Source organism: Streptomyces sp. NPDC051041, assembly GCF_044456065.1.
Taxonomy (GTDB): Bacteria; Actinomycetota; Actinomycetes; order Streptomycetales; family Streptomycetaceae; genus Streptomyces; species Streptomyces glaucus.
In genome coordinates this window covers 69,874-88,148 of sequence record NZ_JBITFM010000021.1, presented here as the reverse complement: position 1 = coordinate 88,148, position 18,275 = coordinate 69,874, and the positions used below count along the sequence as shown (strand labels likewise).

The window sequence follows — 18,275 nt, the reverse complement described above, 5'->3', positions numbered from 1 at the left end:
GGGGTTTGGGGGGGGTGGGGGGGCGGGGGGCGCCGGGGGGGGGGGGCCCGGGCGGGGGGGGGGGGGGGGGGGGGGCGCCGCCCCCCCTCGGCTCCTCGGGGCCGCTACGACCGGTTGCGCGCCGACGTCACCCGGTACACGTCGTACACGCCCTCCACGCCCCGGACCGCCTTGAGCACGTGCCCCAGATGCTTGGGGTCGCCCATCTCGAAGGTGAAGCGGGAGGTGGCGACGCGGTCGCGGGAGGTCTGGACGGCCGCGGAGAGGATGTTGACGTGCTGGTCGGACAGCACCCGCGTGACGTCCGACAGCAGCCGGGAGCGGTCCAGGGCCTCGACCTGGATGGCGACCAGGAACACCGAGGACTGCGTGGGCGCCCATTCGACGTCGAGGATGCGCTCGGGCTCGCGGGACAGTGACTCGACGTTGACGCAGTCGCTGCGGTGAACCGATACTCCGCTCCCCCGCGTGACGAAACCGATGATGGGGTCGCCGGGCACGGGCGTGCAGCACCGGGCGAGCTTCACCCAGACGTCCTCGACGCCCTTGACGATGACGCCGGGGTCGGCGCTGGCGCGGCGCTTGCGGCTGCGGCCGCGGGACGGCGGTACCGCCTCGTCGATCTCCTCGGTGGCGGCCTCCTCGCCGCCGAGGGCCTGGACGAGCTTCTGCACGATGTTCTGCGCGGAGACGTGGCCCTCGCCGATCGCCGCGTACAGCGCGGAGATGTCCGCGTAGCGCATCTCGTGCGCGAGCGTCACCAGGGAGTCGCCGGTCAGGATGCGCTGGATCGGCAGGTTCTGCTTGCGCATCGCGCGGACGATGGCGTCCTTGCCCTGCTCGATCGCCTCGTCCCGGCGCTCCTTGGAGAACCACGCCCGGATCTTGTTGCGGGCGCGCGGCGACTTCACGAAGCCGAGCCAATCGCGGGAGGGGCCCGCGCCGGGCGCCTTGGAGGTGAAGACCTCGACCAGGTCGCCGTTGTCCAGCGTGGATTCGAGCGGTACCAGACGGCCGTTGACCCGGGCTCCTATGGTGCGGTGGCCGACCTCGGTGTGCACGGCGTACGCGAAGTCGACCGGGGTGGCACCGGCCGGGAGGGCTATGACGTCACCCTTCGGGGTGAAGACGAAGACCTCGTTGCGGGAGAGGTCGAAGCGCAGCGACTCCAGGAACTCGCTGGGGTCCTCGGTCTCCTTCTGCCAGTCGAGGAGCTGCCGCAGCCACGCCATGTCGTTGACGGCGGCCGCGTCCTTGCCGGCCTTGCCGGCGGGCTTGGGCGCGTCGGTGCGGATCTTGGAGGCGCCGGCGACGGCCTCCTGCTTGTACTTCCAGTGCGCGGCGATGCCGTACTCGGCGCGGCGGTGCATGTCGAACGTGCGGATCTGCAGCTCGACCGGCTTGCCGCCCGGTCCGATGACCGTCGTGTGCAGCGACTGGTACATGTTGAACTTGGGCATCGCGATGTAGTCCTTGAACCGGCCGGGGACCGGGTTCCATCGCGCGTGCACCGTGCCGAGGGCCGCGTAGCAGTCGCGGACGGTGTCCACCAGGACGCGGATGCCCACCAGGTCGTAGATCTCCGCGAAGTCACGGCCGCGGACGATCATCTTCTGGTAGACGCTGTAGTAGTGCTTGGGGCGGCCGGTGACGGTCGCCTTGATGCGGGCGGCCCTCAGGTCCTGCTGCACCTCGTCGGTGACGACGGCGAGGTACTCGTCGCGCTTGGGGGCGCGCTCGGCGACGAGGCGGACGATCTCGTCGTACATCTTGGGGTAGAGGATCGCGAAGGCGAGGTCCTCCAGCTCCCACTTGATGGTGTTCATGCCCAGGCGGTGGGCGAGGGGCGCGTAGATCTCCAGGGTCTCGCGCGCCTTCTTCTCCTGCTTCTCGCGCTTGAGGTAGCGCATGGTGCGCATGTTGTGCAGGCGGTCGGCGAGCTTGATGACCAGGACGCGCGGGTCCTTGGCCATCGCCACGACCATCTTGCGCACCGTCTCGGCCTGCGCGGCCTCGCCGAACTTGACCTTGTCCAGCTTGGTGACGCCGTCCACGAGCAGGGCGACCACGTCGCCGAAGTCGCGGCGCAGGTCCTCCAGGCCGTACTCGGTGTCCTCGACGGTGTCGTGCAGCAGGCCCGCCATCAGCGTGGCCGGGTCCATGCCGAGTTCGGCGAGGATGGTGGTGACGGCGAGCGGGTGCGTGATGTAGGGGTCGCCGCTCTTGCGCTTCTGGCCGCGGTGCCAGCGTTCGGCGACCTGGTAGGCGCGTTCGATCTGGCGGAGGGTGGAGTTCTCGATCTTCGGGTCGTTGCCGCGCACGATCCGCAGCAGCGGCTCCAGGACCGGGTTGTAGGGGTTCGCGCGCTGGACGCCGAGCCGGGCGAGGCGGGCGCGGACGCGGTTGGAGGAGCCGGAGCGGACGGGCTGTCCGGAGGACTGGCGGACCGCGGGGGGCGCGGGCTTGGGACGGGCCTGCTCGGCGGGCTTGTCGACGGGCGCGGACGGGGCGTGCCGCACCGGCCCGCGGGTGTCGTTCTTCGCGTGCGGCGCGTTCGGCGCGGGCTTCGCCGCGGCCGCCGAGGCGGACTCGGGCTTGGCGGCGGTCAGGTGTTGGGCCTCGTCTGGCAAGAGGACTCCTCGTGCGCGATCCGGGTCCCCCGGTCAGGCTCCGGAGACCCCATGGTAGCGATCCTGGGCCCCAGGAGCGCCTTCCGGCCACGGTGAAGACCGTGTACCCGGGAAACACGGGAGGCGGACCCCGGATTCCTCCGGGTCCGCCTCTTCGGTGGCGCACCGGTGTACACCGGTGCGCCCAGGGGTTTCTAGACCGTGAGCAGCGCTTCCAGCGGGGCGCCGGCCAGGGCCGGTTCCAGGCGGGCCCGGCCGCCGAGGAAGTCCAGTTCCATCAGGACGGCGAGGCCCGCGACCTCGGCGCCCGCCCTGCGGATGAGCTGGATCGAGGCCTCGGCGGTGCCGCCGGTGGCGAGGACGTCGTCGACGATCAGGACGCGGTCGTCGGCGGCCAGGTCCTCGGCGTGCACCTCGATCTCCGCCGAGCCGTACTCCAGGTCGTACGCCTGGCCGAGGGTGGCTCCGGGGAGCTTGCCCGCCTTGCGGACGGGGATGAAGCCGAGGCCGGCGCGGACGGCGACCGGGGCGCCGAGGATGAAGCCCCGGGCCTCCAGGCCGACGACCTTGGTGGCGCCGGTGCGCTCGGCGATCGACGCGAGCGCGTCGGTGAGCGCGCTGAACGCCGCCGGGTCCGCCAGGAGCGGGGTGATGTCCTTGAACGTCACGCCCGGCTCCGGGTAGTCGGCCACGTCCCGGATGCGGCTGAGCAGCAGCGTCCTGATGTCGGTGAGCCCGGTCATCGGCGCTTCCCCGAGGGTCGGCCGCGGCCCCGGCTGCGGGACGCGGGCTGGTTGCGCGGGCCGACGACCGCGGGGGCGGCGTCCTCGGGCTCGTCGGCGTACGGCTCGTCGGCGGCGTCCCGGGGCTCCTCCGGGGACTCGCCCTGCGCCGCGGCCTGGGCCCGCTTGGCCAGCACCCGCTTCTTCAGCGCCTTCATCTGCGGCTCGCGCTCCTTGAAGTCGGCGACGAGCGGCGTGGCGATGAAGATCGAGGAGTACGCGCCGGCCGCGAGGCCGACGAACAGCGACAGCGAGATGTCGTTGAGCATGCCGGCGCCGAGGACGCCGCCGCCGATGAACAGCAGGCCCGCCACCGGCAGCAGCGCGACCACCGTGGTGTTGATGGACCGGACCAGGGTGCTGTTGATCGAGCGGTTGGCGACGTCGCTGTAGGTCCAGCGGGTCTGCTTGGTGATGTCCTTGGTCTGTTCCTTGAGGCTGTCGAAGACGACCACCGTGTCGTAGAGCGAGTAACCGAGGATCGTCAGCAGACCGATCACCGTGCCGGGCGTGACCTCGAAGCCGACGAGGGCGTAGATGCCGGTGGTGATGGTGATGTCGTGGATCAGCGCGACGAACGCGGCCAGCGCCATCCGCCACTCGAAGGCGATCGCCAGGTAGATCACCACGAGGAGCAGGAAGATGCCGAGGCCCTGCCAGGCCTTGTCCGCGATCTGGTCGCCCCAGCTGGGGCCGACCAGGTCGGCGTTGATCTGCTCGGCGTCGACGTTCAGGTCCGCGGAGAGGTCGGCCTTGATCTGGTCGGCCTTGTCGGTGTCGATGCCGGCGACCTGGATGCGCAGGCTGCCGTCGCCGAGCTTCTGGACGATCGCGTCGTGCCCGGAGGCCTCCTCCGCGTACCTCTCCGCCTGGGACACCGAGACGCTGGTGTTCTTCGGCGTGGTGAAGACGGCGCCGCCCTGGAACTCGATGCCCATGTTCAGGCCGCGCACCGCCAGGCCGACGATGGCCGTGATGGTGATCAGGATCGAGATGCCGTACCAGATCTTGCGGTTCTTGACGAAGTCGTAGCCGACCTCGCCACGGTGCAGTCGGGCGCCGAGGTTGCCGAGTTTCGACATCGCTCACGCCTCCTTCGTCTCGACGGGGCCAGCGGGACGGCGGGTGCGGCGCAGCGGCGGCTTGGCACCCAGGCTCTTCGGGTCCAGGCCGGACCACTTGTGGCCGCTCGCGAAGAACGTGCGGCGGGCCATCAGCGTGAGCAGCGGCTTGGTGAAGAAGAAGACGACCACCACGTCGAGCAGGGTGGTCAGGCCGAGCGTGAACGCGAAGCCCTGGACCTTGCCGACGGTGACGATGAAGAGCACCGCGGCGGCGAGGAACGACACGAAGTCGGAGACCAGGATGGTGCGCCGGGCGCGCGGCCAGGCCCGCTCGACGGCGGGACGCAGCGAGCGGCCCTCGCGGATCTCGTCGCGGACGCGTTCGAAGTACACGATGAACGAGTCCGCTGTGATGCCGATCGCGACGATCGCGCCGCACACGGCCGGCAGGTTCAGCGCGAAGCCGATGGCCGGGCCGAGCAGCGCCATGATCACGTAGGTGAGCGTCGCGGAGACCAGCAGCGAGAAGATGGCGATGATCGACAGGCCGCGGTAGTAGACCAGCAGGTAGATCACGACCAGGGCGAGGCCGATGGCGCCGGCGATCAGACCGGCCTGCAGCTGCTCGCCGCCGAGCGCGGCGGTGACGGTGTTGACGCTGTCCTCCTTGAAGGTCAGCGGCAGGGCGCCGTAGGACAGCATGTTGGCGAGGCTCTGCGCGGACTCCTGGGTGAAGTTGCCGGAGATCTCCGCGTTGCCGCCGGTCAGCGCCTGGCTGACGTACGGGTCGGAGACGACCTCGCCGTCCAGGACGATGGCGAACTGGTTCTGCGGGGACTGGTTCTGGGCCAGCTTGCCGGTGATGCTCGCGAACTTCTTGGAGCCCGAGGACGTGAAGTCCATCTGGACCGTCCAGCCCGCGCCGGTCTGGGTGTTGAAGACGGCCTGGGCCTTCTTGACGTCCGTGCCGTCGACCTCGGCGGGGCCGAGGATGTACTTCTGCCACTGGCCCTGCGCGTTCTGGCCGCAGGCCACGGTGGAGTCGGTGGGCTTGGCGCCGTCTCCGGCGGCGGCGCGGGCCGCCTCGTCGGTGCAGTCGAGCGCGGCGTACGCGGCCTGCAGCCCGCTGTCCGCCTCGGCGCCGCCGGCGCTCGCGGAGGGGGAGGCGCTCGCGGAGGCGGAGGGGGAGGCGCCGGTGGAGGCGCTCGCGCTCGCGGAGGCGCTGGGCGTGGCGTCCGCCTTCAGCGCGTCGGTGACCGCGCGGCCCTGGGAGGTGGGGCTCGACGACGGGGACGCGGAGCCGGACGCGGACGGGGAGGAGCTCGCCGCGTCCTTGTCGGTGGCCTTGTCCTCGTTCGAGGCGCTGCCGGAGGCGCTCGGCGAGGGGCTGGCCGCCGCGCCGCCGGAGACCTCGGTGGCGACGACCGGGCGGAAGTAGAGCTTGGCGGTGGTGCCGACCTGTTCCCGGGCCTGCTCGGAGTTCGTGCCCTTGGGAATGTTGACGATGATGTTCCTGGAGCCCTGGGTCTGCACCTCGGCCTCGGACACACCCAGACCGTTGACACGGCGGTTCATGATGTCGACCGCGGTGTCCATGTTGGTCTTGTTGATCGCGGACTCCTGGCCCGCCTCCGGGACGGCCCGGAGCGTGATGCTCGTACCGCCGGCCAGGTCGATGCCGAGGCGCGGGGTGGTGTGTCCGGAGGCGAACATGCCTCCGGTGAGCGCCACGATGGCGATCAGGATCAGGGCCAGCGAGCGCCCCGGTTTGCTCTGGGCGCTCGCGTTCCGGCCCTTTTTGGGTGCTGCCACCTTCTCGTACTCCCTCTCGGGCCGCCTCGCGCCGGGTCGGCGGACGGGCGGCCATGACATGGTGTCGGGATCCCGTGCGAGCCGCGCAGGGTCCGGGGCGCGCGGGCATGGCCCGCGCGCCCCGGGGCACGGCTACTTCGCGTCGGAGTCGCCGTCGGTCTTCTTCGGCTGTGCGTCCGTCCTCACCTCGTCGGGCACGACGGCGTCGGCCGGCTCGCCGGCCGGGTCCTTCTTGCCGAGGTCGACGGGCTTGTCGTCGGAGGCGGCGGCAGCGTCGGCGGGCTCGTCGGTCCCGGTGAGGGAGGAGGCGTCGTCCGGGACGACGTCGGCGTCGGCCTTCAGGTCGTGCTCGATGCCGTGGACGATGCGGTTGTACTCGTCGTCGGACAGGACGGCGCCGATCGCGTTCTTGGCGAAGAGCAGCTCGACGCCCGGACCGGCGTCGAGGAGGACCGTGTCCTCGTTGACCTCCTTGACCGTGGCGTACATGCCCCCGATCGTGCGGACGCCGGAACCGGGCTGCATCTGGTTCCGCATCTCGATGGCCTGCTGCTGCTTCTTCTTGGCCGACCGGGTCATCAGGAACATGGCCCCGATGAGCACGATGAACGGGAGGAGGGTCACGAGACTCACGGGTCGGTACTTCCTTCACACGACCGCGATGGTGAGCGGCCTGATGGTTGGGGGTATGCGTGCCGCCGACGAAGGCGGCATCGGCGGAGTCTAAGCGAGTCCGCGCGCAGGGAACAACGCCCAGCATGGCACCGGGGTTCCTGCTCCGGCCACCGAGCTCGCCGGGCCGGCGCCCCCTCACGCCCCGAACAGATCCTGTTGTCCGTTTCCGCCGCCCTGCGCACGGGGCGGGGTGAGGCCGAGGTGCGCCCATGCGGCGGGCGTGGCGATCCGGCCGCGCGGAGTACGGGCGAGCAGGCCCTCCCGGACGAGGAAGGGTTCGGCGACCTCCTCCACGGTCTCCCGCTCCTCCCCCACCGCGACGGCGAGCGTGGACAGGCCGACGGGGCCGCCGCCGAACAGCTTGAGCAGGGCCTCCAGGACGGCCCGGTCGAGGCGGTCCAGGCCGCGGGAGTCGACCTCGTAGACCGCCAGGGCGGCCGCGGCGATCTCCTTGGTGATCACGCCGTCGGCCTTGACCTGGGCGTAGTCGCGCACCCGGCGCAGCAGGCGGTTGGCGATGCGGGGCGTGCCGCGGGAGCGGCCGGCGATCTCGGCGGCGCCGTCCGGCTCGATCTCGACGTCCAGGAGGCCGGCCGAGCGGTGGATGACGCGTTCCAGTTCGGCCGGTTCGTAGAACTCCATGTGCGCGGTGAAGCCGAAGCGGTCGCGCAGCGGGGGCGGCAGCAGGCCCGCGCGGGTGGTGGCGCCGACCAGGGTGAACGGCGGCAGTTCGAGCGGGATGGCGGTGGCGCCCGGTCCCTTGCCGACGATGACGTCGACGCGGAAGTCCTCCATCGCCATGTAGAGCATCTCCTCGGCGGGCCGGGACATGCGGTGGATCTCGTCGAGGAAGAGGACCTCGCCCTCCTGGAGGGAGGACAGGATCGCGGCGAGGTCGCCGGCGTGCTGGATGGCGGGGCCGGAGGTGATGCGGATGGGGGCGCCCATCTCGGCCGCGATGATCATCGAGAGGGTGGTCTTGCCGAGGCCGGGGGCGCCGGAGAGCAGGACGTGGTCGGCGGTGGCGCCGCGCGCCCGGGCGGCGCGCAGGACGAGGTCGAGCTGCTCGCGGACCTTCTCCTGGCCGATGAACTCGTCCAGGTCCTTGGGGCGCAGGGCGGCCTCGACCGCCTGGTCGTCACGGTCGGCGGCGGAGTCCACCAGCCGCTCCGCGGCGGGACCGACGGGCCGCTCGGGGGCGGGGCTGTCGGTCGTGTCGTCCCAGTTCATGTGTGCCTCGGAGGGTCGTGGATCGAAGGGGCGTGGGGCGGAGGGCCGCGGGTCAGCGGGCCCGGTTCAGCATCTGCAGGGCGGCCTTGAGCAGGTGGCCCACCTGGGGCGTGCCCCCGGCCGCCTCGGCCTGCGGGGCGACGGCGGCCACCGCCTCGTCGGCCTCGCGGGTCGCGTACCCGAGGCCGACGAGCGCGGCGTGCAGCTGGTCGCGCCAGCCGGCGGCGGCCGGTGCCCCGGCGGCCGGGGCGCCGACGGGCTCGCCCAGGCGGTCCTTCAGTTCCAGGAGCAGTTTCTGGGCGCCCTTCTTGCCGATGCCGGGAACCGCGGTGAGGGCCTTCTCGTCCCCGGTGGCCACGGCCCGGCGCAGGGCGTCCGGGGTGTGCACGGCCAGCATGGCCTGGGCCAGGCGGGGTCCCACCCCGCTCGCGGTCTGGAGCAGCTCGAAGACCTGGCGCTCGTCGTCGTCCGCGAAGCCGTACAGGGTGAGGGAGTCCTCGCGTACGACGAGGGAGGTGGCGAGCTTGGCGGGCTGGCCGGCGCGGAGCGCGGAGAGCGTGTTCGGGGTGCACTGGACGGCCATGCCGACGCCGCCGACCTCGATCACCGCGGCGTCGGGGGCGAGTGCGGCGACCGTGCCGCTGACGAAGGCGATCATGCCGTACGGCCTTTCGATGCGTGCGGGGCGTCCGGCGCCTGGGCGGCGTTCGCCGCCGACGGGGTCTTCGCCGTGTGCCGGGCGACGGCCCGCTGGAGACGGTTCTGGGCGGGGGCGCGCCAGATGTGGCAGATGGCGAGGGCGAGGGCGTCGGCGGCGTCGGCCGGCTTCGGGGGCGCGCCGAGCCTCAGCAGGCGGGTGACCATGGCGCCCACCTGGGCCTTGTCGGCGCGGCCGGTGCCGGTGACGGCGGCCTTGACCTCGCTGGGGGTGTGCAGGGCGACGGGGATGCCGCGGCGGGAGGCGCAGAGCAGGGCGACGGCGCTGGCCTGGGCGGTGCCCATGACCGTGCGGACGTTGTGCTGGCTGAAGACGCGCTCCACCGCCACGAATTCCGGCCGGTACTCGTCGATCCACTGTTCGATGCCCTGCTCGATGGCGACGAGGCGGTGGCCGAGGTCCGCGTCCACGGGCGTGCGGACGACGCCGACGCCGAGCATCGTGAGCGGCCGCCCCGCGACCCCCTCGACGACACCGACACCGCACCGCGTCAGTCCCGGGTCCACCCCCAGTACGCGCACGCGTTCCTCCTTCGGTCTTCCCCGGTCTCGTTGGGCGGTACCCCCGTTCGTGCAGGCTATCGGGTGCCACCGACAACGCCCCGCGGCGGCGCCCGGCAAAGCGACGGGCCGACGGGGTGTCCCGTCGGCCCGTGGTGCCGGTGGAGCCCGCGGCGGCGTTACGCGCCGACCTTCTCCATGATCTCGTCGCTGACGTCGAAGTTGGCGAAGACGTTCTGCACGTCGTCGCTGTCCTCCAGCGCGTCGATCAGCTTGAAGATCTTCTTGGCGCCCTCCTCGTCCAGCTCGACCTGCATGGTCGGGACGAAGTTGGCGTCGGCGGACTCGTAGTCGATGCCGGCGTCCTGCAGGGCGGTGCGGACCGCGACCAGGTCGGACGGCTCGCTGATGACCTCGAAGGTCTCGCCGAGGTCGTTGACCTCCTCGGCACCCGCGTCCAGCACGGCGGCCAGCACGTCGTCCTCGGTCAGCCCGCCCTTGGGGACGATCACCACGCCCTTGCGGTTGAACAGGTACGACACCGAGCCCGGGTCGGCCATGGAGCCGCCGTTGCGGGTCATCGCGACGCGGACCTCGGAGGCGGCGCGGTTGCGATTGTCGGTGAGGCACTCGATGAGCACCGCGACGCCGTTCGGGCCGTAGCCCTCGTACATGATCGTCTCGTAGTCGGCGCCGCCGGCCTCCAGGCCCGCGCCGCGCTTGACCGCGGAGTCGATGTTCTTGTTCGGGACCGACGACTTCTTGGCCTTCTGGATGGCGTCGTACAGCGTCGGGTTGCCGTCGGGGTCGGGACCGCCCATGCGGGCCGCGACCTCGATGTTCTTGATCAGCTTCGCGAAGAGCTTGCCGCGCTTGGCATCGATGACGGCCTTCTTGTGCTTCGTCGTGGCCCATTTAGAGTGGCCGGACATCTGCCTGTCTCCTTCGCGTTACCCATCCCTGTACGAACGCCTGGAATCCTACAAGGACCCGGCCGCCGTCTTGGCGCGCACCATGTCGGCGAACAGAGCGTGCACCCGGTGGTCGCCGGTCAGTTCCGGGTGGAACGAGGTGGCCAGCGCGTTGCCCTGGCGGACCGCGACGACGTGGCCGTCGTGCTCGGCGAGCACCTCGGCCGCGCCGCCGACGGACTCGACCCAGGGGGCGCGGATGAAGACTCCCTCCACAGGATCGCCCGGAACGCCCTTGACGTCGAGGGCGGCCTCGAAGGACTCGTTCTGCCGTCCGAAGGCGTTGCGGCGCACGATCATGTCGATGCCGCCGATGGTCTCCTGGCCCGAGCGGGGGTCGAGGATCTTGTCGGCGAGCATGATCATGCCCGCGCAGGTGCCGTAGACCGGCATGCCGGCCCGTACACGCGCGCGCAGGGGGGCCATCATCCCGAAGAGGACGGCCAGCTTGGAGATGGTGGTGGACTCGCCGCCGGGTATGACGAGGCCGTCCAAGCCGGCCAGCTCCTCGGGGCGGCGCACCGGCCTGGCCACGGCGTCGGCCGCGGCCAGGGCGACGAGGTGCTCCCGTACGTCGCCCTGGAGGGCCAGGACGCCGATGACAGGGGTTTCGCCGGTCATGGGGCGGTCACCAGCCGCGGTTGGCGTAGCGCTCGGTCTCGGGGAGGGTGTCGCAGTTGATGCCGACCATGGCCTCGCCGAGGTTGCGGGACGCGTCCGCGATGATCTTCGGGTCGTCGTAGAAGGTGGTCGCCTTGACGATGGCGGCGGCGCGCTTGGCCGGGTCGCCGGACTTGAAGATGCCGGAGCCGACGAAGACGCCCTCGGCGCCGAGCTGGCGCATCAGGGCCGCGTCGGCCGGGGTGGCCACGCCGCCGGCGGAGAACAGCACGACCGGCAGCTTGCCGAGCTCGGCGACCTCCTTGACCAGCTCGTACGGGGCGCGCAGCTCCTTGGCGGCGGCGTACAGCTCGTGGTTGTCCAGGCCGCGCAGGCGGGCGATGTCGTTCTTGATCTGGCGCAGGTGGCGGACGGCCTCGACGACGTTGCCGGTGCCGGCCTCGCCCTTGGAGCGGATCATCGCGGCGCCCTCGGCGATCCGGCGCAGGGCCTCGCCCAGGTTGGTGGCGCCGCAGACGAACGGGGTGGTGAAGGCCCACTTGTCGGAGTGGTTCACCTCGTCGGCCGGGGTGAGGACCTCGGACTCGTCGATGTAGTCGACGCCGAGGGACTGCAGGACCTGGGCCTCGACGAAGTGACCGATGCGGGACTTGGCCATCACCGGGATGGAGACCGCGTTCATGATCCCCTCGATCATGTCCGGGTCGGACATGCGGGCCACGCCGCCGTCCTTGCGGATGTCGGCCGGGACCCGCTCCAGGGCCATGACGGCGACGGCGCCCGCGTCCTCGGCGATCTTCGCCTGCTCCGGCGTGACGACGTCCATGATCACGCCGCCCTTGAGCTGTTCGGCCATGCCGCGCTTCACGCGGGCGGTGCCGGTCGCGGGAGCCTGGTTCTCGGTGATGGACACGGGTTGACCTCACTGAAGGGAAGAGGGTTCGGTGCGGTACCGAGGAAACGGGAAGGAGAGGGGCCACTGCAAGGGCCAATAGGAAGGCAGTGGCCTGTTCCGTCGGCCGGAATTCACCCTTCCGTCGTCGGAGCCGCCCCGGCGCCGCGCGGGACGCCCCTAGGACGCCCGGTCCACCAGTGCCGCCGGCGGTTCGTCGTCCATCTCGAAGGCCATCGGGAACGGCGCGTGGCCCGCCAGCCGGAACCAGCGCACCTTGCGGTGTCGGCGCAGCGCGCGGGCGGCCCGTACGGCGTCGTTGTGGAAGCGGCGGGCCATGGGCACCCGGCGGACCGCCTCGGTCAGCTCGCGGGCCGCCTCCTCCCCTCCGGGCGCCGCCCGCACCTCCTCGACCTGCTGGGCCTCCGCGAAGACGGCGCGCAGGGCCTGGCTCAGCTCGCTCTCGGCGACCTCGCGCTGCTCCTCCTCGGCCTGCCGGGCGGCGTGCGCCGCCTCGTACAGGACGATCGAGGCGGCCGGGTCGAGCACTCCGGAGGTGGCCAGTTCCTGGGCCACCGAGGCCCGGCGCAGCAGCTGGGCGTCGAGCGCCGCGCGGGCGGCGTCGATCCGGGCGTGCAGCCGGTCCAGACGCCCCGCCGTCCAGCTCAGGTACAGGCCGGCGGCGACGAGCGCCACGAGGATCCAGATGAGGGTTGCGGTCACGGGCGGCAAGGCTACCGGGACGCTTCGCGGGGCCGGCCGGGTGCCGTGCCGCGGCCGCCGCGTCCCCGGGCGCCGGCGGAGTGCGCTCCCCGCGCCCCCGGCGGAACTCTTCGACCGGTGTGGCGCCGCGGCGCCGGAGGGTGCGCCCCCGCGCCCGGCGGGGCTCCGGCCCCGCGCCCCGGGGGCGGCGCCCTCCGGTCCCGGTCCGGCCCGGACGGCCCCGGATGCGCGCCGTCGCCGTCAGTCCCGCGCCAGCCCGAACCGCGCCCGCAGTCCCGTGGTCCGCTCGTCCGCGGCCACCGCCGCCGCGCCCGCCGTCACCGTCTCGTACACCGACAGGATGTCCGCGCCGACCGTCGACCAGTCGAACCGCCGCACGTGGGCGCTGCCCCGTTCCCGCAGCTCCGCCCGCCGCCTCGGGTCCGCCAGGAGCCGTACGGCCGCGTCGGCCAGCGCGTCGGCGTCCTCGTTGGGAAACAGCTCCCCCGCCGCTCCCCCGTCCAGGACCTGCGCGAAGGCGTCCAGGTCGGCGGCGAGGACGGGGGCCCCGGCCGACATGGCCTCGACGAGGATGATCCCGAAGCTCTCGCCGCCGGTGTTGGGCGCCACGTACAGGTCGACGCTGCGCAGCAGGCGGGCCTTGTCCTCGTCGCTGATCATGCCGAGGAACTCGACCCGGGAGCGGAGCCGCGCCGGCAGGCTCTGCACCGCCTCCTCCTCGTCGCCGCGTCCGGCCACCAGCAGCCGGGTCCGCGGGCGGGCGGCGAGGATCCGCGGCAGGGCCCGCATCAGCACCGGCAGGCCCTTGCGCGGTTCGTCGATGCGCCCGATGAAGCCGATCGTGTCGCCCTGCCACTCGGGCCGGGGCTCGGCCCTGGCGAAGAAGTCGACGTCGACGCCGTTCGGGATCACCACCGCGTCCCCGCCGAGGTGCTCCACGAGGGTGCGGCGGGCGTACTCGCTCACGGCGATCCGCGCGCTGATCTTCTCCAGCGCCGCCTGCAGGATGGCGTACGCGGCGATCATGGCGCGGGAGCGCGGGTTGGACGTGTGGAAGGTGGCCACGATCGGGCCCTGGGCCGCCCAGCAGGCCAGCAGGCCGAGCGAGGGCGAGGCCGGCTCGTGGATGTGGATGACGTCGAACGTGCCCTCGTGCAGCCAGCGCCGCACCCGGGCCGCCGACAGGAAGCCGAAGTTCAGCCGGGCCACCGAGCCGTTGTACGGCACCGGCACCGCGCGTCCGGCCGAGACGACGTACGGCGGCAGCGGCGTGTCGTCGTCGGCGGGTGCCAGGACGGACACCTCGTGGCCGAGGCGGATGAAGTACTCGGCGAGGTCGCGGATGTGGAACTGGACGCCACCCGGCACGTCCCAGGAGTACGGGCAGACGATGCCGATCCTCACGCGGTCCCCTTCTCGGCGGACGCGGCGGGGTCGAGGTCCGCGAGCCACAGCCGCTGCAGCATGTGCCAGTCCTGCGGGTGGTCGGCGATGCCCCGGGCGAAGACGTCGGCCAGCGCCTGGGTCATGACGGACGTCCTCTCGGCCCGCGTACCCGTTTCGGGCACCTCGATCGGCGGGTGCACCCGGCCCCGCATGACGGGCGAGTCGTCGTACCAGAGCGTCGCCGGCAGCAGCAGCGCCCCGGTCTGCTGGGCGAGCAGCGCGGGACCCGCGGGCATCCGGGCGGTGGCGCCGAAGAACTCGACCTCGACGCCGGAGGCGGACAGGTCGCGGTCGGCGACCAGGCAGACCAGGCCGCCGGCGCGCAGCCGCCGGGCCAGCAGGCCGAAGGCGGCGCCGCCGTCGTGCGGCAGGACCTCCATGCCGAGGCCCTCCCGGTAGGCGACGAACCGGTCGTACAGGGTCTCCGGCTTCAACCGCTCGGCGACCGTGGTGAACGGGATGCCCAGCCGGGTGATCGCCCACGCGCCGGCCAGGTCCCAGTTGGCCAGGTGCGGCAGGGCGAGCACGACGCCCCGGCCCGTGGCCAGGCCATCGGTCAGGTGGTGCAGGCCCTCGAGGTCGAACGCCGCCTCGATGCGCTCGGGGCTCCAGACGGGGAGCCGGAAGGACTCCATCCAGTAGCGCAGGTAGGAGCGCATGCCCGCGCGCGACAGCTCGGCGAGCTGCTCGGGCGACGCGCCGGGCACCACGCGCGCGTAGTTGTCCTCCAGCCGCCGCACGCCCGCGCCGCGCTGCTTCCAGGCCAGGTCGGCGATGGTGCGGCCGAGCCGCACGGCGACCGGCTCGGGCAGCTTCTTGACCGTGCCCCAGCCGAGGCCGTACAGCGCGTCGGACAGCTGATCCCGGATCGTCATGTGGCCGCCCCGCTCCCCTGGGAGGTGTTCTTCCCGGGGGCCCCGGAGGCGTCGTCCCGCGCGGGCGCCGCCTCGGCCGCCCCCGCCTCGGCCGCCTCCGCCTCGGCGGACTCCCGGCGGACGGTGACGACCCGCTGGACCAGCGTGACGAGGCTGCCGACGGCGACGACCCACAGGGCGATCGGCAGCAGGTACTGGATGCCGGGCACGCCGAACGCGTGCAGGCCCGCGAGACCGGCCGCGACCAGCGAGACCACCAGCCGCTCGGCGCGCTCGACCAGGCCGTTGACGGCGACCGGCAGGCCGATGGACTCGCCGCGCGCCTTGGTGTACGACACCACCTGCCCGCTGGCCAGGCAGAAGATCGACACCGCGCACAGCACGTCGTCGTCGCCGCCTCCGGCGTACCAGAGCGCGAAGCCGCCGAAGATCGCGCCGTCGGCGACCCGGTCGAGCGTGGAGTCCAGGAAGGCGCCCCAGCGGCTGGAGCGGCCGAGCTGGCGGGCCATGTTGCCGTCGACGAGGTCGGAAAAGACGAAGAGCGTGATCACGACCGTGCCCCAGAAGAACTCGCCCCGGGGGTAGAAGACCAGCGCGCCCGCGACCACACCGGCGGTGCCGATCAGCGTGACCGTGTCGGGGCTGACGCCCCGGCGGATGAGAAACGCGGCGAACGGTGTGAGGACACGCGTGAAGAATGCACGCGCGTACTTGTTCAGCATGGCCTTCCCGACGGTCGGTGTCGCCGCGTGGCCCCTGCTGGCCACCGGCTGGCCCATCGTAGCCACGCGCGCGCGGGCGCGGCGGCCGGGCATCCGGGCGCCGGGCCGCGGCCCGGGGACGCGCGGGTCACGGCGGGACCGGGGCCTTCGTATGGACGCACCGTGACGGGAGTGGAAAGCTCGAAGGACACCGCGGGCGTCGCCGGAGCCGCCCCGCAGGCGGCCCCCGCGTGTCCGCGCCCACAGCGACCTCACCGTGCACGGGAGGCAGGATCATGGGCGACAAGGCACACATCCACCCCGGAGCCGCCGGCAGGGCACAGGCGGCCGACCATCCCCGGTCCGTACGGAACGTGGTGCTGGTCGGCCCCTCCGGTTCGGGCAAGACGACACTGGTGGAGGCTCTCGCCCTGACGGCGGGAGCGGTGAACCGGGCGGGCCGCGTGGAGGACGGCGGCTGCGTCTCCGACTACGACGAGATCGAGCACCGGCAGCAGCGCTCCGTGCAGCTCTCCCTGGTGCCCGTCGACTGGGACGGCACCAAGGTCAACCTTCTGGACACCCCCGGGTACGCCGACTTCGTCGGGGAGCTCAGGGCCGGTCTGCGCGCGGCGGACGCGGCCCTCTTCGTCGTCTCGGCCTCCGACGGCGTGGACGGCTCGACCCGCATGGTGTGGGACGAGTGCGCGGCCGTCGGCATGCCCCGGGCGATCGTCGTCACGCACCTGGAGGCCGCGCGGGCGGACTTCGAGGAGATGACGCGGATCTGCGCCGAGACCTTCGGCGCGGACGACCCCGACGCCGTGCTCCCGCTGTACCTGCCGCTGCACGGCCCGCAGGCGCCCGACGGGCACGCGCCCGTGACCGGGCTGGTCGGACTGCTGTCGCAGAAGCTGTTCGACTACTCGACCGGCGAGCGCAAGGAGTCCGAGCCCGGCGAGGACCAGCTGCCGCGGATCGAGGAGGCCCGCAACCGGCTGATCGAGGGGATCATCTCGGAGAGCGAGGACGAGACCCTCATGGACCGCTACCTCGGCGGCGAGCAGGTCGACGTCGGGACGCTGATCGAGGACCTGGAGCGGGCCGTGGCGCGCGGGGTCTTCTTCCCCGTCCTGGCCGCCGCCCCCGCGGCCGAGGGCGCCCGGCAGGGACTCGGCACGGTCGAGCTGCTCGAGCTGGTCACCGGCGCCTTCCCGACGCCGCTGGAGCACGAGGCGCCCCGGGTGACCACGCCCGACGGCAGGCCGCGCGAGCTGGCGCCGTGCGATCCGGACGGGCCGCTGGTCGCGGAGGTCGTGAAGACCTCGTCCGACCCGTACGTCGGCCGGATCTCGCTCGTCCGCGTCTTCTCCGGCACCCTGCGCGCCGACCAGACGGTGCACGTGTCCGGGCACGGGCTGGCCGACCGCGGACACGAGGACCACGACGTGGACGAGCGGATCGGCGCGCTGTCCACGCCGTTCGGCAAGGTGCAGCGCCCGGTGTCGCACGTCGTCGCGGGCGATCTGGCGTGCGTGGCGAAACTGGGCCGCGCGGAGACCGGGGACACCCTCTCCGCCAGGGACGACCCGCTGCTCATGGAGCCGTGGGAGATGCCCGACCCGCTGCTGCCGCTCGCCATCCAGGCGCACAGCAAGCCGGACGAGGACAAGCTCTCCCAGGGCCTGGCCCGGCTGGTCGCCGAGGACCCGACGATGCGGCTGGAGCAGAACCAGGACACCCGCCAGGTGGTCCTGTGGTGCCTGGGCGAGGCCCACGCCGACGTCGCCCTGGAACGGCTGCGCAGCCGGTACGGCGTCCAGGTCGACGTCGTCCCGCACCGGGTCGCCCTGCGGGAGACGTTCGCGGAGAGGTCCGCCGGGCGCGGGCGGCACGTCAAGCAGTCCGGCGGGCACGGCCAGTACGCCATCTGCGAGATCGAGGTGGAGCCGCTGCCGGCCGGCTCGGGCATCGAGTTCGTGGACCGGGTGGTCGGCGGCGCGGTGCCGCGGCAGTTCGTCCCGTCGGTCGAGAAGGGGGTGCGGGCCCAGGCCGCCAGGGGGGTCGCCGCGGGCCACCCGCTCGTCGACGTGCGGGTCACCCTGGTGGACGGCAAGGCGCACTCCGTGGACTCCTCCGACGCCGCCTTCCAGACGGCCGGGGCGCTGGCGCTGCGGGAGGCCGCGGCGGGCGCGCGGATCCATCTGCTGGAACCGGTGGCCGAGGTGAGCGTGCTGGTCGGCGACGACTACGTGGGCGCCGTGATGAGCGACCTGTCGGGACGGCGCGGCCGGCTGCTCGGCACCGAGCAGACGCCCGGCGGGCGCACGCTGATCCGGGCCGAGGTGCCCGAGATCGAGATCGGCCGGTACGCCGTCGACCTGCGTTCCCTCTCGCACGGCACGGCGCGCTTCAGCCGCCGGTACGCCCGGCACGAACCGATGCCGCCGCAGATCGCGGAGAGGACGCGGCAGAAGGAGCACGCCGCCGCGTAGTCGGCGCCGGGGGCCCCCCCACCGGGGGGGGGGGCCCCCCCCGGGGGGGGGCCCCGCGGCGGGGGGGGGGGGGGCGCCCGGGGGGGGGCCCGGGGCGGGGGGCCCCCCCCCCGCCCGCGGGGCGGCTCGGCCCGGCCCCG

Annotated in this window: 16 protein-coding genes; 1 reads left to right on the top strand and 15 read right to left on the bottom strand. The window is 72.8% G+C overall.

Going from position 1 to position 18,275, the window contains the following annotated elements:
- Positions 1-104 precede the first annotated feature (104 nt).
- The 15 genes from relA to pgsA form a co-directional block, all read right to left on the bottom strand.
- Entirely contained in the window at positions 105-2,630 is a 2,526-nt protein-coding gene (relA, locus tag ACIBAI_RS25805) for a GTP pyrophosphokinase (protein ID WP_399037819.1), read from the bottom strand.
- A 194-nt stretch (positions 2,631-2,824) separates the two neighbouring features.
- Positions 2,825-3,373, bottom strand: a complete 549-nt coding sequence (locus ACIBAI_RS25800; protein WP_399037816.1) for an adenine phosphoribosyltransferase — start codon at positions 3,371-3,373, stop codon at positions 2,825-2,827.
- Positions 3,370-4,494 carry a protein translocase subunit SecF gene (gene secF, locus ACIBAI_RS25795; protein ID WP_399037815.1) on the bottom strand — a complete coding sequence of 375 codons (1,125 nt, stop codon included), beginning with the start codon at positions 4,492-4,494 and terminating at the stop codon, positions 3,370-3,372. The genes ACIBAI_RS25800 and secF overlap by 4 nt, the downstream gene beginning before the upstream one ends.
- Positions 4,495-4,497: 3 nt before the next feature.
- Entirely contained in the window at positions 4,498-6,288 is a 1,791-nt protein-coding gene (gene secD / locus ACIBAI_RS25790; protein ID WP_399037811.1) for a protein translocase subunit SecD, read from the bottom strand.
- A 132-nt stretch (positions 6,289-6,420) separates the two neighbouring features.
- Positions 6,421-6,921, bottom strand: a complete 501-nt coding sequence (gene yajC, locus ACIBAI_RS25785; protein ID WP_399037809.1) for a preprotein translocase subunit YajC — start codon at positions 6,919-6,921, stop codon at positions 6,421-6,423.
- 177 nt (positions 6,922-7,098) lie between these two features.
- Positions 7,099-8,193, bottom strand: coding sequence for a Holliday junction branch migration DNA helicase RuvB (gene ruvB, locus ACIBAI_RS25780; RefSeq protein WP_344606311.1), 1,095 nt, complete (start codon positions 8,191-8,193; stop codon positions 7,099-7,101).
- Positions 8,194-8,245: 52 nt separating this feature from the next.
- A complete protein-coding gene (gene ruvA, locus ACIBAI_RS25775) occupies positions 8,246-8,851 on the bottom strand; it encodes a Holliday junction branch migration protein RuvA (protein ID WP_399037807.1) in 606 nt (201 codons plus the stop codon).
- On the bottom strand, positions 8,848-9,432 hold the full coding sequence (gene ruvC, locus ACIBAI_RS25770; RefSeq protein ID WP_399037806.1) for a crossover junction endodeoxyribonuclease RuvC: 585 nt from the start codon (positions 9,430-9,432) through the stop codon (positions 8,848-8,850). The genes ruvA and ruvC overlap by 4 nt, the downstream gene beginning before the upstream one ends.
- Positions 9,433-9,590: 158 nt before the next feature.
- Positions 9,591-10,343 (bottom strand): YebC/PmpR family DNA-binding transcriptional regulator, encoded by a 753-nt coding sequence (locus ACIBAI_RS25765; protein ID WP_344606305.1) that lies wholly within the window; start codon positions 10,341-10,343, stop codon positions 9,591-9,593.
- 48 nt (positions 10,344-10,391) lie between these two features.
- Entirely contained in the window at positions 10,392-11,003 is a 612-nt protein-coding gene (gene pdxT / locus ACIBAI_RS25760) for a pyridoxal 5'-phosphate synthase glutaminase subunit PdxT (protein WP_399037804.1), read from the bottom strand.
- Positions 11,004-11,010: 7 nt separating this feature from the next.
- A complete protein-coding gene (pdxS, locus tag ACIBAI_RS25755) occupies positions 11,011-11,916 on the bottom strand; it encodes a pyridoxal 5'-phosphate synthase lyase subunit PdxS (protein WP_344606302.1) in 906 nt (301 codons plus the stop codon).
- A gap of 159 nt (positions 11,917-12,075) precedes the next feature.
- Positions 12,076-12,618, bottom strand: coding sequence for a hypothetical protein (locus tag ACIBAI_RS25750; RefSeq protein WP_399037802.1), 543 nt, complete (start codon positions 12,616-12,618; stop codon positions 12,076-12,078).
- 240 nt (positions 12,619-12,858) lie between these two features.
- The gene (locus ACIBAI_RS25745; protein WP_399037800.1) at positions 12,859-14,022 is read right to left on the bottom strand and encodes a glycosyltransferase family 4 protein; all 1,164 of its coding nucleotides are present in this window, start codon (positions 14,020-14,022) and stop codon (positions 12,859-12,861) included.
- On the bottom strand, positions 14,019-14,939 hold the full coding sequence (locus ACIBAI_RS25740; protein ID WP_399037799.1) for a phosphatidylinositol mannoside acyltransferase: 921 nt from the start codon (positions 14,937-14,939) through the stop codon (positions 14,019-14,021). The genes ACIBAI_RS25745 and ACIBAI_RS25740 overlap by 4 nt, the downstream gene beginning before the upstream one ends.
- Positions 14,936-15,718: a phosphatidylinositol phosphate synthase gene (pgsA, locus tag ACIBAI_RS25735; protein WP_399037883.1), complete on the bottom strand. Its 783-nt coding sequence runs from the start codon at positions 15,716-15,718 to the stop codon at positions 14,936-14,938. Before pgsA ends, ACIBAI_RS25740 begins: the two co-directional genes overlap by 4 nt.
- 218 nt (positions 15,719-15,936) lie before the next feature.
- On the opposite strand from pgsA, the gene ACIBAI_RS25730 reads away from it, so the two are divergent.
- Entirely contained in the window at positions 15,937-18,135 is a 2,199-nt protein-coding gene (locus ACIBAI_RS25730) for an elongation factor G-like protein EF-G2 (RefSeq protein WP_399037798.1), read from the top strand.
- Positions 18,136-18,275 lie beyond the last annotated feature (140 nt).

What these genes read in the sequence shown, in the direction of transcription:
- ACIBAI_RS25800 (WP_399037816.1), bottom strand. Translation starts at nt 3,373, where the DNA reads ATGACCGGGCTCACCGACATCAGGACGCTGCTGCTCAGCCGCATCCGG.
- secF (WP_399037815.1), bottom strand. Translation starts at nt 4,494, where the DNA reads ATGTCGAAACTCGGCAACCTCGGCGCCCGACTGCACCGTGGCGAGGTC.
- ruvB (WP_344606311.1), bottom strand. Translation starts at nt 8,193, where the DNA reads ATGAACTGGGACGACACGACCGACAGCCCCGCCCCCGAGCGGCCCGTC.
- ruvA (WP_399037807.1), bottom strand. Translation starts at nt 8,851, where the DNA reads ATGATCGCCTTCGTCAGCGGCACGGTCGCCGCACTCGCCCCCGACGCC.
- ACIBAI_RS25765 (WP_344606305.1), bottom strand. Translation starts at nt 10,343, where the DNA reads ATGTCCGGCCACTCTAAATGGGCCACGACGAAGCACAAGAAGGCCGTC.
- pdxT (WP_399037804.1), bottom strand. Translation starts at nt 11,003, where the DNA reads ATGACCGGCGAAACCCCTGTCATCGGCGTCCTGGCCCTCCAGGGCGAC.
- ACIBAI_RS25740 (WP_399037799.1), bottom strand. Translation starts at nt 14,939, where the DNA reads ATGACGATCCGGGATCAGCTGTCCGACGCGCTGTACGGCCTCGGCTGG.
- pgsA (WP_399037883.1), bottom strand. Translation starts at nt 15,718, where the DNA reads ATGGGCCAGCCGGTGGCCAGCAGGGGCCACGCGGCGACACCGACCGTC.
- ACIBAI_RS25730 (WP_399037798.1), top strand. Translation starts at nt 15,937, where the DNA reads ATGGGCGACAAGGCACACATCCACCCCGGAGCCGCCGGCAGGGCACAG.